The organism is Herbaspirillum huttiense, from assembly GCF_004367745.1.
GTDB lineage: Bacteria > Pseudomonadota > Gammaproteobacteria > Burkholderiales > Burkholderiaceae_D > Herbaspirillum > Herbaspirillum huttiense.
Genome location: NZ_CP037993.1, coordinates 2996023 through 3010180, shown reverse-complemented (window position 1 = coordinate 3010180; position 14158 = coordinate 2996023). Strand labels below are relative to the sequence as shown.

The following is a 14158-nucleotide window of genomic DNA, read 5'->3' as shown; positions in this document are numbered from 1 at the left end:
TCACCGCATGAGAGCGGTGCCCTGTCCTGTAGTTTTGACTCTGCCGTCCGTGGAGACGGTGGTGTGATCACCAGCTCTGCTGACATGCTGGAGACGCCAGCAGAAACGGCACTGCACCAAATGCCGAGCGATGTTACCCGAGCAGATTCCATTGCGCAACAGAATGCATCCGGCGCTGCTGCGGCAGTCTGGATGCGGCCGCGCGCCATGTGCACGGGAGTGCAGAAAGGCACGGATGAGCTGACAGGAAAGCGGGGCGCCATGCACAAAAAAACCGGAGTTTCCGCCATGGAAACACCGGTCTGTCTGTGAGGATTTCAGGAGATCAGGATGTCTGATGTCGAGATGACAGGGACATCGCTTGAAGCCTTGTTCCGTTCAGATGAACATGCCGCCCGACACCTCCACGCGCTGGGCGTTGATCCAGCCATTGTCCTCACGCAGCAGCGAAGCGATCGCCGCGCCGATGTCATCCGCCACGCCGACCCGGCCCAGCGCGGTCTGGCCGGCGATGAAGGCGTTCAGTTCGGCGTTGTCACGCACGCGGCCACCGCCGAAATCGGTCTCGATGGCGCCCGGTGCCACGGTGTTGACGGCGATGCCACGCGCGCCGAATTCCTTGGCCATGTAGCGCGTCATCACTTCCACGCCGCCCTTCATCGCGGCATAGGCCGCATAGCCCGGCAGGGTGAAGCGGGCCAGTCCGCTGGAAATGTTGATGATGCGGCCACCATCGGCCAGCAGCGGCAGCAGCGCCTGGGTCAGGAAGAACGGCCCCTTGAGATGCACCTTGTAGAGCGCATCGAAGTCCGCTTCGCTGGTCTCGGCGATCGGGCCATAGATGCCCATGCCGCCGTTGTTGACCAGATAGTTGAACTGGCGGACCTGCCACACCCGGTACAGTGCATCGGACACTTGTTGTGCGAAGGCCGGCACACTTGCGCTGTCGGCCAAGTCCAGTTGCAGGGCCACCGCCGGTACACCGAGGGCTTCGATTTCTGACACCGTGGCATCGGCAGCAGTACGGTTGCCGACATATGTCAGGAGGATACCCACGCCTTCGCGGGCCAGGTGCAGGGCGGCGTTCTTGCCCAGGCCGCGGCTGCCGCCGGTGATCAGGGCGATGCGGGGAGTAGTGTTGCTGGAAGCGGTTGCTGCGTTCATGTGAGGCTCCTGAAGTCGTTGAGGAAAGCAATGCAGGGGATGTTGCAAGACCACGGAGCCCAGTATATTGAGAAGAAATTCCAGAATAAATTTCGGATTTACTATTAGACTTTTCAGAATTGAATAATAATCAGGCGGGCACATGAACCAGTTGGACACCCTCAAGATCTTCCAGCGCGTGGCCGAACTGGCCAGTTTCAGCGGTGCGGCGCGCCAGCTCGGCCTGCCCAATGCCAGCGTCTCGCTGGCAGTGCAGCAGCTGGAACAGATGCTGGGCACGCGCCTGCTCCAGCGCACCACGCGGCGCGTGCAGCTGACCGCCGATGGCGAAGCTTTCTACCGGCGCAGCCAGGAGTTGCTGGATGAATTCGAATCCCTGCGCGGCATGTTCCGCGCGGGCGGGCAGCCCTTGAGCGGCAAGCTGCGGGTCGACATGTCCAGTGCCATGGCGCGTGAAGTGGTGCTGCCGGCCTTGCCGACTTTTTTGGCGCAGCATCCGCAACTGGAGATCGAGCTGTCAGCCAGCGACCGTCGTGTCGATCTGGTGGCTGAAGGATTTGATTGCGTGCTGCGGACCGGCACGCTGGACGATTCCTCGCTGGTGGCGCGGCCCATCGGCCATCTGGTGCAGATCAACTGCGCCAGCGCGGCCTACCTGAAACGGCACGGCACACCGCGCACCCTGGAGGATCTGGCCCATCACCAACTGGTGCACTACCGCCAGGTGTTGGGCGGACGTTCACCGGGATGGGAGTGGTTCGACGGTACCCAGACCCGTACGCTGCCCATGGCCGGCAGCGTCACGGTCAACAGTACGGAGACCTATTACGCCGCTTGCCAGGCCGGCCTGGGCCTGATCCAGCTGCCGCTGGTGGGCGCGCAGAAACGCAAGATGCTCGACGGCGGCAAGCTGGTGGAAGTGTTGCCGCAATATCGTCCGGCGCCCATGCCCATCAACCTGCTCTATGCCAGTCGGCGCCATGTACCGGCACGGCTGGCGGAGTTCATGGACTGGCTGCATGCGCTGATCTTTCCGCTCACGCAGGAGGGCGGCCTCACACGCTGAGCTGCCCGCTCAGGCCAGCATGGTCTGTCCGGCCGGATCGATGGTGACCGTGCCGCGTCCGATCTCGATGACGCGTCCGCCGACCTGGATTGCCCCATCCGCATTGACGGTCAGGCGCAGCCGCGAGGGTCGATCGACCGCCGCGCCCTGGTCGATGGCGTAGTGGGCGGGCAGGGTGGCACCGGTGGCAATGAGCCAGCCGCCCAGATTGGCGCAGGCCGAGCCGGTGCCCGGATCTTCGGCCACTCCGCCGCCTTGCTTGGTGAAGAAGTAGCGGGCCAGCACCTGGCCTGGTGCGTCTTCATCGAAGGCGAACACATAGGCCGTCTTGCGTCCCAGACTGCTCGCCGGCCAGCGCTCCAGCAGTCCGCTGTCGGGCCGGGCACGGCGCACCGCTGCGGGCGAGCGCAGGGGGATCAGGAACTGGTCGGCCCCGGTATCGACCCAGATCGGATCGGCTGCCAGGTCGCTCTCCTCCAGCGCCAGCAGGGCGGCCACTTCGGCACGCGAAAGCGGCGAAGGCGCGGTGCGCGGGCCGCCGGGGCAGGGGGCGGTAAAGGTCCAGACATCCCCCTCGGCATGCACCGGGACCACGCCGGCCTTGAACTCCAGACGCAACGCGTCACCCGTTCCCAGCAGATCACGCACCACCTGCGCCGTGCCCAGCGTGGGATGGCCCGCGAAGGGCATCTCGTAGCCGGTGGTGAAGATGCGCACCCGCGCATCGGCCACCGCCGAGGGCAGGATGAAGGTGGTTTCCGAGAGATTGAATTGCAGGGCCAGCGCCAGCATGGTGGCCTCATCCAGGCCGCGCGCATCCTCGAACACGCACAGGGGATTGCCGCCGAAGGTGGATTCGGCGAAGACGTTGAGCAGGCGGTAGGCGTAGGTGGCAGGCATGGAGGTCTCGCAGCAGGGTCAGAAAACTTCCGCATCGGCAGAAGCAGGAAGGCCGATTGTAGCCACGGCCTTCACTGCGAGACAGGTACAGTTCAGTCTCCTACGCCAATACAGTCACGGCCCAACTGTTTGGCGCGATACAGGCGGCGGTCGGCCTGTTCCAGGAAGGCAATGCGCTGGTCCATCGGCGAAGGCACGATGGTGGTCACGCCTTGGCTGATGGTGATGTGGGTCGAGATCTGCGACTTGGCGTGCGGGATGGCGGCCTCGTTGATGATTGCGCGGCAGCGCTGGGCCACTTGCAGGGCGGCCTTCTCATCGCAATCCGGCAGGATCAGCACGAATTCCTCGCCGCCATAGCGGGCAAAGAAATCGCGGCTGCGGGTCGCGCTCTGGCTTAGCAGCTGGGCCACCTGCTTGAGGCACTCGTCACCCCGGATGTGGCCGTAATGGTCGTTGTACTGCTTGAAGTAATCGATGTCGAGCATGATCATCGACAGCGGCGCTCGCGTGTTGACCGCATTGGCCCATTCCACTTCCAGCGCCGAATCGAACATGCGGCGATTGGCCACGTTGGTCAGGCCGTCGCGATAGGACAGCGCCTCCAGTTCCTTCTGCAGCTCGGCCAGGCGCGCTTCGGTCTTCTTGCGTTCGGTGATGTCGAACATGAAGCCGATCAGCGCATTGGGGCTGCCATCGGGATTGCGCACCACGTGCACCACATCGCGGATCCAGATGTGCTCGCCATCGCGGGTCAGGGCGCGGTAGTCGGCTTCGTGATCGGCACCGGCCTTGGATTGCGAGATGCAGAAGTTGACCACGGCCTCGCGGTCTTCCGCATGGATGCGCATGGCCCAGTCGTCGGCCGTCTTCCAGCTCTCCGGGGTCCAGCCCAGCAGCTGTTCGATCTGCGGGCCGATGTAGGCGAATTGCATGGTGCTCCAGTCGATCTTCCAGGGAATCGCCTTGGTTGATTCCAGCAGGGTTTTGTAGACGGCGCTGTCGGGTTCCATCTGTTCTTGGATCGAATTGCTCATGATTCCTGGTCGCGAGGTGGTGGTAACGGAGTTGTTGTCGGGAAATGCTGCTACAAGGCAGCACAAAAAATTTGCCGGCAAGCATAACGCGTCTTGCTGTCAGGACGATGAAAAAATGCGCTCAAGCGTGCAGCTGTCCACTCACGTTTCCGCAGGGCAATCGCCGGAAATCGATGCGCACCCTGCTCGCAAGGCTATCGTTTTTCCTTATACCCCTATCCTCATTCGGTATTTCCGCCTTCTGCGCTCCTGCGGATAGACTTCAGTCACAGCAGTTTTCGAGACGGAGATTGTTGTGTGGACCGCTACCACGGTCGATGTGTCTGGCAGTGATGTGCCGTACCCGGTGCAGTAATGGCAGACGCTATCTGAAACAAAAATTTTGGAGACAAGCAATGCAATTCCGTTCGGCAGCTGAGCCTGCCGCAGCGGCGACGCCAACCGTAGAAGGCGTTCGCGACTGCGCACAGGCTGTGACCCCAGTGAGCGCTCACTCGCCGGTCCTCGACCAGACACCCGGCACCCCCGCGACAGACGGCTTGCATACCGTCTCCGCACACTTGACTGACCGGACAGGTAACCGTACCGGACCAGTTTCAGACACTTCCGGACTGGCACCTGTCAGTCTGGACGACAAATACACCGCCACCGAAGGCGCCATCTATCTTTCCGGCATCCAGGCGCTGGTGCGCCTGCCGATGCTGCAGCAGATCCGCGACCGTGCGGCGGGCCTCAACACGGCCGGGTTCATTTCGGGCTATCGCGGCTCGCCCCTGGGCGGACTGGATGAAGCCCTCTGGCATGCCCAGCCGCACCTGGCCGCGCACCGCGTGAAGTTCCAGCCGGGCGTGAACGAAGACATAGCCGCCACCGCCGTCTGGGGCACGCAGCAGGTCAGGCTGATCGGTCCCTCCGACTATGACGGCGTCTATGCCATGTGGTACGGCAAGGGGCCCGGCGTGGACCGCTGCGGCGATGTACTGAAGCACATGAACCACGCCGGCACCTCCGCCCAGGGCGGCGTGCTGCTGGTAGCCGGGGACGACCACGGCGCCTATTCTTCGACCTTGCCGCACCAGTCGGACCACATCTTCTCGGCATCGATGATCCCGATGCTCTATCCCTGCAACGTGCAGGAATACCTGGACCTGGGCCTGCATGGATGGGCCATGTCGCGTTATTCCGGTTGCGTAGTGGGCTTCAAGGCGCTGGCCGACACGGTGGAATCGAGCGCTTCGGTGGATGCCGATCCTTTCCGCGTCGACATCCGTCTGCCGACCGATTTCGTCATGCCTGCGGGCGGACTCAATGCACGGCTGTCGACCGATACCCTGGGCGTACAGGCGCGCAAGCAGGAAGCGCTGATGCAGGATTACAAGATCTACGCCGCGCTGGCCTACGCCCGCGCCAACCGGCTCAACCGCGTGATGATCGACAGCCCCCGTGCGCGGCTGGGCATCATCGCCTCGGGCAAGTCCTATCTCGATGTGCTGGAAGCTTTATCGGAACTGGGCATCGATGAAGCCTTCGCAGCCGAGATCGGATTGCGGCTGTTCAAGGTCTCCATGCCCTGGCCGCTGGAGCCGGATGGCGTGCGCGAATTCGCGCAGGGCCTCGATGAAATCCTGGTGGTGGAAGAAAAGCGCCAGATGGTGGAGTACCAGTTGAAGGAGCAACTTTACAACTGGCGCGACGATGTCCGTCCGCGCGTGATCGGCAAGTTCGACGAGAAGGGCGAATGGGTGGCTCCGCGCGGCGAATGGCTGCTGACTTCCAAGGCCGATTTCTCTGTGGCGCAGATCGCCCGCGTGATCGCCGCACGCATTGCGCGCTTCCATACCAGTGACCTGATCAAGGCGCGCCTGGCCTTCCTCGATGCCAAGGATGCGGTGCTGACCAAGGCCGTCAACACGCCGCCGCGCCCGGCTTACTATTGCTCGGGCTGTCCGCACAACACCTCCACGCGCGTCCCCGAGGGCAGCTTCGCGCTGGCCGGGATCGGCTGTCACGTCATGGCCACCGCCATCTATCCGGAATTCAACAAGCTGACCACCCACATGGGCGGCGAGGGTGCGCCCTGGATCGGGCAAGCGCCCTTCTCCAAAGTGCCGCACGTATTTGCCAACCTGGGCGATGGCACCTATTTCCATTCGGGTTATCTCGCCATTCGCGCCGCCGTGGCCGCGCGGGTCAACATGACCTACAAGATCCTGTACAACGATGCCGTGGCCATGACCGGAGGACAGCCGGTGGACGGGACAGTCTCGGTGCCGATGATCGCGCAGCAGATGGCCGCTGAAGGCGTGCAGCGCATCGCGCTGGTGTCGGAGGACATCAGCCGTTACACCGGCCGCAACGGTTTGCCGGCGGCGGTGAGCCTGCATGACCGCAAGGAGATGGATGCCGTGCAGCGCGAGCTGCGCGAGATTCCGGGGGTGAGCGTCATCATCTACGACCAGACCTGCGCCGCCGAAAAGCGCCGCCGCCGCAAGAAGGGAGAATTCCCTGACCCCAACGAACGGCTCTTCATCAATGCGGCCGTGTGCGAGGGTTGCGGCGATTGCGGCGTGCAGTCCAACTGCACTTCGATCCTGCCGCTGGAGACGGAGCTGGGCCGCAAGCGCGTCATCGACCAGTCTTCCTGCAACAAGGATTACTCCTGCGTGAAGGGCTTCTGCCCCAGCTTCGTCACCGTGACCGGCGGGCAGTTGAAGAAGTCGCGCACCGGCGTCCACAAGAAAGGCGCGACTGACGATTTCGGCGCGCTGCCCGAACCGGCCATCCCGTCTTGCGAGACGCCGTTCAACATCCTCATCAACGGCATCGGCGGTACCGGGGTCATCACCATCGGCGCACTCATGGGCATGGCCGCGCATCTGGAAGGCAAGGGCGCGTCGGTGCTGGACATGACCGGCATGTCGCAGAAGAACGGTTCCGTGACCTCGCACGTGCGCATCGCTGCACGGCGCGACACCATCCGCGCGCAGCGCATCGCCACCGGGGAAGCTGACCTGGTGCTGGGTTGCGACATGCTCACGGCGGGCGCTTTCGATGCCATTTCCAAGATGCGCCCCGGCCGGACGCGGGCGGTGGTCAACCTGCACCAGCAGCCGCCGGGCCAGTTCGCCAAAAATCCTGACTGGCAATTTCCGTTCGAGGAGGTCAAGGCGCTGATCCTGGAATCGGTCGACCAGCAGGCCGACTTCATCGATGCCACACGCCTGGCCACGGCCCTGATGGGCGACGCCATCGCCACCAATCTCTTCATGCTGGGCTATGCCTGGCAGCGCGGTGAACTGCCCTTGAGCGAGGCCGCGCTGCTGCGTGCGATTGAACTCAATGGCGTGGCGGTCCAAGCCAACCAGACCGCTTTCCGCTGGGGCCGCCGTGCCGCAGTCGACCTGCGCCGCGTGGAGCAGATTGCGGTGCCGGCCCAGCCGGTGGTGGTACACCTGCCGCAGTCGCTGGACCAACTGATCAAGCGCCGGGTGGCCTTGCTGACCGGGTATCAGGATGCCTCCTACGCCGCCCAATTCGCCGAAGTGGTTGCGGCCGTGCGTGCCGCCGAAGCGCCGCTGGGGAGCGACAAGCTGACCCTGGCCGTCGTCCGCAGCCTCTCGCGCCTGATGGCTTACAAGGATGAATACGAGGTGGCGCGGCTCTACACCAACGGCCAGTTCCAGAAGGACCTGGCGCAGCAGTTCGAGGGCGATTTCACCCTCAGCTTCAACCTGGCACCGCCGATCTTCGCGCGCAAGGATGGGCAAGGGCGATTGGTGAAAGCGCGCTATGGCAGCTGGATGATGACGGCCTTCAAGCTGCTGGCGCGCTGCAAGGGGCTACGCGGCGGTGTCTTCGATTTCTTCGGGCGTACCGCAGAACGGCGCATGGAGCGGGCGCTCATCGTGCAATATCGCCAAATGGTGCTGGCGTTGCTGCCCGCGTTGACGGCGGACAATCTGGCCGAGGCCATCGCCCTGGCGCAGTTGCCGGAACAGGTGCGCGGCTTCGGTCATGTCAAGGAGCAGGCGGTACAGGCCATGCAGGGGCGGCAGGCGGAATTGCTGGCAGCGTTTGCGCAGGCAGGCAAGAAGCCTGCCGCCCCGAGTGCAACGCCGGCCGCAGCCTGACCGGCCCTGACAGCTTCGGCATCGAGATCGGCCAATGTCGCGCCGGTGACAACTGTCCGGCGCGAATTCCATTAAGCTTGGGCGCAAAGCGGGAAGCCAAGCGCCCAACCCGCATTGCCTGGCAAGAACAACGAACAGGAGACAAGCATGGATTTTGAACTCAACGAAGACCAACTGGCCTTCCAGCAAAGCGCGCGCGATTTCGCTGCGCGCGCCATGGCCCCCTTCGCCGCCAAGTGGGACGAGGAGGCGCACTTCCCGCTGGACGTGATCGCCAAGGCCGGCGAACTGGGCTTCTGCGGCCTCTACACCCCGGAAGAGGTGGGCGGCCTGGGCCTCTCGCGCCTGGATGCCACGGTGGTCTTCGAGGAGCTGGCGCGCGCCTGTACCTCGACGGCGGCCTATCTCACCATCCACAACATGGTCAGCTGGATGGTGGCCACCTGGGGCCATGCCGAACTGAAGGAAGAATGGTGCGAGCAACTGGCCGCCGGCCAGAAGATCGGCTCCTACTGCCTCACCGAGCCGGGCTCGGGATCGGATGCTGCATCGCTCAAGACCACGGCGCGCCGGGTCGATGACTTTTACCTCATCAATGGTTCCAAGGCCTTCATCTCGGGCGCGGGCAGCACCGACCTGCTGGTGGTGATGGCCCGTACCGGCGGCCCCGGCGCGCGCGGCGTCTCGGCCATCGCGGTGCCGGGCGACACCCCCGGCATCAGCTACGGCAAGAAGGAAAGCAAGATGGGCTGGAACAGCCAGCCCACGCGCACCATCAGCTTCGACAACGTCAAGGTGCCGGTGGGCAACCTGCTGGGCGAGGAGGGCGAGGGCTTCGTCTTCGCCATGAAGGGGCTCGATGGCGGGCGCATCAACATCGCCACTTGCTCGGTCGGTGCGGCGCAGGCAGCGCTGGATGCGGCCCACGCCTACATGAAGGAACGCAAGCAGTTCGGCCGTCCGATTGCCGACTTCCAGGCGCTGCAATTCAAGTTGGCCGACATGCAGACCGAACTGGTGGCCGCGCGCCAGATGGTGCGGCTGGCGGCGGCCAAGCTGGATGCCGGCTCGCCCGAAGCCACCACCTATTGCGCCATGGCCAAGCGGCTGGCGACCGATCTGGGTTTCCGCGTCTGCAATGAGGCGCTGCAATTGCATGGCGGCTATGGCTACATCCGCGAATATCCGCTGGAACGCTATTTCCGCGACGTGCGGGTGCACCAGATTCTGGAAGGCACCAATGAAATCATGCGCGTCATCATCTCGCGCAACCTGCTCGGCCGCGACACGCTGGACGACATCCGCTGACCCCTCACAAGGAAACGCATGAGCACCTACACCAACCTGAAGCTGGAAAAATGCGGCCACACCGCCGTGCTGACCCTGTCTAATCCCCCCGCCAACACTTGGACCCGTGAAGCCCTGGCCGACCTCACGCGCCTGGTCAAGGACCTCAACGCCGACCGTGAGATCTACACCCTGGTGGTGACCGGCGAGGGAGAGAAATTCTTTTCCGCCGGCGCCGACCTCAAGCTCTTCGCCGATGGCGACAAGGCCATGGCACGCGAGATGGCGCGCCGCTTCGGGGAAGCCTTCGAGACCTTGTCGGGCTTCCGGGGCGTTTCGATTGCGGCCATCAATGGCTACGCCATGGGCGGTGGCCTGGAGTGCGCCCTGGCCTGCGACATCCGCATCGCCGAAGAGCAGGCCCAGATGGCCTTGCCGGAAGCCGCCGTGGGCTTGCTGCCCTGCGCGGGCGGCACGCAGAACCTGCCGTGGCTGGTCGGTGAAGGCTGGGCCAAGCGCATGATCCTGTGCGGCGAACGCGTCAATGCCGAGACCGCGCTGCGCATCGGCCTGGTGGAAGAGGTGGTGCCCAAGGGCCAGGCGCGCGAACGTGCGCTGGCGCTGGCCTTGCAGGCCGAGAAGCAGAGCCCGTCCTCTGTCGCGGCCAGCAAGCAACTGATCCAGGGGGCGCGTCACAATCCGCTGGGCACTATCCTTCAAACCGAACGCGAACTCTTCGTCGATCTCTTCGATACCCAGGACCAGAAGGAGGGCGTCAATGCCTTCCTCGAAAAGCGCGCGCCGAGCTGGAAAAACGCCTGAACGTTTCGGCACATGGCCTGACGTTTTCTGCACCATGACCTGTTTTTGACGCGGCAAATGCGGCGTCGGAGCGGGCGTGGTGCGATGGCATTGGGCTAGACTGGCAGCCTTGATCCACGTGATCCATTTGATCCATCCGATCCCGTCGAGGCTTTCCATGTCATCACGTATTGCCGCTTTTTTGTTTTACCTTCTGGCGCTGTCATGCCTGCCCGTTGCGGCCGGTGCTTCCGAATTGTCGGACAAATTGTCCCAGCCCGATCATGTCCTGATCATGCGTCATGCACGTGCGCCGGGCATCGGTGATCCCGCAGGGTTCACGCTCAATGACTGCGCCACGCAACGCAATCTCAACGATGAAGGCCGCGAACAGGCGCGCAAGATCGGCAACTGGCTGCGCCAGCAGGGCATCAGCCGCGCCATCGTGGCCAGCAGCCCATGGTGCCGCACCAAGGAGACCGCCAGCTTGCTGGGTTTCGGTACGCCCGAGGTGCAGGATGGCCTGGCCTCCTTCTTCAATGACGCGGCCCAGGGCGAGACCGCCAATCAGCGGTTGGAGCAATATCTGCGCACGGTCTTGCCGGGCAAGGGCAGCCGGGCGCTGATCCTGGTCACGCATGACGTGAACATCGGGCGCTGGACCGGTGAAAGCGTGGCCTCGGGAGAAATGGTGCTGGTGCGGGTCGATGCCAGCGGCAAGCCGGTATCGCACAAGGTCTACGCCCGGCCCGACTGAGCCCCTGGCCTTCGCGCAGGACAACGGACGCCGCAGCGCTGCATGCCCTGCGGCGTTTTGTGTTAACGTGACCGGCTTCGTCGTCACGTCCGCCTGCGCCCATGTCCATCGTCTACCGTACCGACCTTCGCCTGACCGCCGATCAGTTCATCGACATTCTTTCCCGTACTTCGCTGGGCCCGCGCCGTCCGCTGGACGACCGCGAATGCATGGAGGCCATGGTCACTCATGCCAGCCTGACCGCGACCGCCTGGGATGGCGAATTGCTGGTCGGCGTGGCGCGCTGCGTCACCGATTTCGTCTACGCCTGCTATATGTCGGAGCTGGCCGTCGATGAGCAGTACCAGCGCCGGGGCATCGGCAAGGAATTGATCCGCGCGGCCCGCAGCCGCCTCGGTCCACGCTGTCGCCTGCGTTTGCTGGCCGCCCCCGATGCCACCGACTACTACAGTCATATCGGTTTCGCCCACAGCCCCCGCTGCTGGGAGCTGACGCCCGGAAATGAACTTAAATAACGCTATAAATCATTTATAAAGAATTGCCATGATCGAGATTCAAGCCTATCGCCCGGAACACGCACAGGGCGTGGTCGAGGTCATCCTGCCCATCCAGCAGGAAGAGTTCGGTATTCCCATCACGCTGGAAGGGCAGCCCGACCTGAAGGATATTGCCGGTTTCTACCAGAAGGGCCACGGCAATTTCTGGGTGGCGGTCGATGGCGGCAAGGTGGTCGGCACCATTTCCCTGCTCGATATCGGCAACGCCCAGGTGGCGCTGCGCAAGATGTTCGTGGCGGCCAGCCATCGCGGCAAGGAGCACGGCACTGCCGCGCGCCTGCTGGAAGGAGTCATCGCCTGGGCGCGTGCGCAGGGCGTGCGCCAGATCTTCCTGGGTACCACGGACAAGTTCCTGGCGGCGCATCGCTTCTACGAGAAAAACGGTTTCCGGCTCATCGAGAAGAGCACGCTGCCGCCTGCCTTCCCGGTGATGGTGGTCGATACCCGTTTCTACGCGCTGGATTGCTGAAGCGCTTGCGGCGTCACAGCCGGCGCTGGCTGTCGACCCCGAAGTAGAACCATTCATTGCCTGGCAAGGCGCGCGGATTGGGGAAGACGATGTAGCCGTCGCCCGGGGCCAGCACTGCCTGGCCGTCGTGCCGGTGGCCGATCACTTCACCCTGCTGCACGCGGTCGAAACTGGACCATTCCCGGGTGAAGCGGTCCTCGGCATGTTCCATGTCGATCACGTCGACCAGGCGGATCAGCTGGATATCGGCCGCCGGCGGCTGCAGGGGCGCATCGATCATGCCGTGCAGCGCCAGCGTTTGAAGGATGGCGCGATAGGCGACTTCCGGCGCTTGCGGATCATCATGCTGGCCGCATTCCAGGGTCACGCCGTATAAGCCCTTGCTGCGCGCGTATTCGGTTGTGCCCACGCCATATTGCCGGTCCAGCAGGTCGGGCGAGACCGCATGGCCTTGCTGGCGGCGGCGTTCCACCCCGCGCACATAGGCCCCCATCCATCCTTCCACCACGCGCTGGCAGCCCAGGTGCGCGACCATGCATGCTTCGGCGGCGGCATGTGCGAAGGGTTCGACCTCGCCGTCATTGTCTTCCGGGCCGAGCATGGCGAAGGGCATGCCGCCGGTATGGAAGGAATGCAGGTCGAGCAGGATCTCGTGTTCATCGATCCACGGACACAGCACGTTGCAGAGCTGGTCCTCGAAGTTGGCGGGGGCCGGATGCGGGCGCAGGTTGCGGTTCAGGTTGCGGTCACCCTGGCGTTGCTGTTTTTCATAGGCCAGCGGATTGGTCACCGGCACCAGCGTCAGCAGGCCGCGCTGCAGGCGCAGTTGCCCGCTGTCGAGTTCACGCTGCAGGCGGGTGATGGCCTGGGTGCCGCAGGTTTCATTGCCGTGCACGGCACCGAGGATCAGCAGGCGCGGGCCGGGCGTGAAGGCCGCATATTGCAGCCTGCGCAGGGAAGAAGGAAGGGAATCGGACGTCATCGGGTGGCATGTACAGGAAGCAGAAAGGGCAACGATACCCCGGTTCGGGCGGCGCTGCCAGTCGCCGCTGCCGGGATCAGCGCAGCAGCTCCTGCCAGCCGGGTGTCACGGCAGTCGCCACGGCGTCGTGCGCATGCAGGCTTTCGAAGTGCGACACACGGACGGAGCAGGCAGCAAAGCGCGCTTCCAGTGCTTGCCGCAGTCGGCGCGCAGCATCCTCCACGTACATCAGGTTGGCCCCATTGGCCAGCGCAAAGGCCTGCTCATCCGCGCGCCGCACGGCTGTCTGCACGGCCGTGCCCAGTGCGGCTTCGGCGGTATCGATCAATTCCAGCAGCGGAAACTGGGCGGCATCGCCGCTGACTGCGATATTCAGTTCGGCCTCACTACGCTGGCTGTGCGGCGTGGCCAGACTGGCGTTGCGCGCGAGCCAGCCCAGCGCGGCATCGCGGCCGATGGCCTGCTGCTGCGCGAAGTCGGCGGCAAAGGCATCCTGCAGGGCCTGTCGCGACAGGGCGGCCGAGCAGGGGCAGGTGGAGGAATAGGTGATGCGCACTGTCAAGCGGAGCGCCAGCGTGGTATCGCGCAATTGCGCCGTCAGCGTGACCGGATAGCTCTTCCATCCAGCCAGCTCCGGCGTGACCAGCGCGGCCCGCTGCTGCAGCAAGGCGAAATCCAGCCGCAGCAAGGCGGCGCGTGACTGGCAATCGGCGTGGCTCTCGCGCATCTGGCGCAGCAGTTCATGCACGGCTGTGGGCGTGAGGCGCGATCTGCTTGCGAAGGCATCCAGCAGCAGGTACAGCCGCGACATGTGGATGCCCTTGGCCTGCGGATCAGGCAGGTCCACCGCCACTTCGGCGCTGGCCGGGAGTTGCATGCCGTCCGACAGCCGCAGCGGCAGGGCGATGCCGCACATGCCTACCCATTGCAGGGGCAAGGCGATGCTGGCGGGCTCGTCGCGGGCGACGTCGGGCAGGGGATTGCGCTTGCTGATGTGGGGCATGCAGC

The 14158-nt window shown here is 64.2% G+C and carries 13 protein-coding genes; 8 read left to right on the top strand and 5 right to left on the bottom strand.

The features are described 5' to 3' along the window. The first annotated feature begins 63 nt into the window (after positions 1-63). A complete protein-coding gene (locus tag E2K99_RS13585; protein ID WP_134222563.1) occupies positions 64-312 on the top strand; it encodes a hypothetical protein in 249 nt (82 codons plus the stop codon). 66 nt (positions 313-378) lie between these two features. Here E2K99_RS13585 and E2K99_RS13580 read toward each other — a convergent pair whose 3' ends face one another. Continuing rightward, positions 379-1164, bottom strand: a complete 786-nt coding sequence (locus E2K99_RS13580) for an SDR family NAD(P)-dependent oxidoreductase (RefSeq protein ID WP_134222562.1) — start codon at positions 1162-1164, stop codon at positions 379-381. A gap of 142 nt (positions 1165-1306) precedes the next feature. Here E2K99_RS13580 and E2K99_RS13575 point away from each other — a divergent pair, with 142 nt between their 5' ends. After that, on the top strand, positions 1307-2230 hold the full coding sequence (locus tag E2K99_RS13575; RefSeq protein ID WP_034331597.1) for a LysR family transcriptional regulator: 924 nt from the start codon (positions 1307-1309) through the stop codon (positions 2228-2230). 9 nt (positions 2231-2239) lie between these two features. Here the strand turns inward: E2K99_RS13575 and E2K99_RS13570 are convergent, their stop codons facing one another. Together E2K99_RS13570 and E2K99_RS13565 are read right to left on the bottom strand one after the other, a co-directional pair. After that, positions 2240-3130 carry a PhzF family phenazine biosynthesis protein gene (locus E2K99_RS13570; protein WP_134222561.1) on the bottom strand — a complete coding sequence of 297 codons (891 nt, stop codon included), beginning with the start codon at positions 3128-3130 and terminating at the stop codon, positions 2240-2242. A gap of 92 nt (positions 3131-3222) precedes the next feature. Then, complete coding sequence (locus tag E2K99_RS13565; RefSeq protein ID WP_134224106.1) at positions 3223-4143, bottom strand: GGDEF domain-containing protein; 921 nt, start codon at positions 4141-4143, stop codon at positions 3223-3225. 563 nt (positions 4144-4706) lie between these two features. On the opposite strand from E2K99_RS13565, the gene E2K99_RS13560 reads away from it, so the two are divergent. From E2K99_RS13560 to E2K99_RS13535, 6 genes are all read left to right on the top strand, one after another. Next, positions 4707-8297, top strand: coding sequence for an indolepyruvate ferredoxin oxidoreductase family protein (locus tag E2K99_RS13560; RefSeq protein WP_420840918.1), 3591 nt, complete (start codon positions 4707-4709; stop codon positions 8295-8297). A 147-nt stretch (positions 8298-8444) separates the two neighbouring features. Continuing rightward, on the top strand, positions 8445-9605 hold the full coding sequence (locus tag E2K99_RS13555; RefSeq protein WP_121045654.1) for an acyl-CoA dehydrogenase family protein: 1161 nt from the start codon (positions 8445-8447) through the stop codon (positions 9603-9605). An 18-nt stretch (positions 9606-9623) separates the two neighbouring features. Continuing rightward, positions 9624-10406 (top strand): enoyl-CoA hydratase, encoded by a 783-nt coding sequence (locus tag E2K99_RS13550; protein WP_039787174.1) that lies wholly within the window; start codon positions 9624-9626, stop codon positions 10404-10406. A 274-nt stretch (positions 10407-10680) separates the two neighbouring features. Then, entirely contained in the window at positions 10681-11142 is a 462-nt protein-coding gene (locus E2K99_RS13545; protein ID WP_166675068.1) for a histidine phosphatase family protein, read from the top strand. Positions 11143-11243: 101 nt separating this feature from the next. Next, positions 11244-11657, top strand: a complete 414-nt coding sequence (locus E2K99_RS13540; protein ID WP_034332443.1) for a GNAT family N-acetyltransferase — start codon at positions 11244-11246, stop codon at positions 11655-11657. 28 nt (positions 11658-11685) lie between these two features. Beyond that, entirely contained in the window at positions 11686-12168 is a 483-nt protein-coding gene (locus E2K99_RS13535; protein ID WP_134222558.1) for a GNAT family N-acetyltransferase, read from the top strand. Positions 12169-12181: 13 nt separating this feature from the next. On the opposite strand, the gene E2K99_RS13530 is transcribed toward E2K99_RS13535, so the two are convergent. Next, on the bottom strand, positions 12182-13150 hold the full coding sequence (locus E2K99_RS13530; RefSeq protein WP_134222557.1) for a M14 family metallopeptidase: 969 nt from the start codon (positions 13148-13150) through the stop codon (positions 12182-12184). Positions 13151-13226: 76 nt separating this feature from the next. Beyond that, a complete protein-coding gene (gene folE2 / locus E2K99_RS13525) occupies positions 13227-14153 on the bottom strand; it encodes a GTP cyclohydrolase FolE2 (protein WP_134222556.1) in 927 nt (308 codons plus the stop codon). Positions 14154-14158 lie beyond the last annotated feature (5 nt).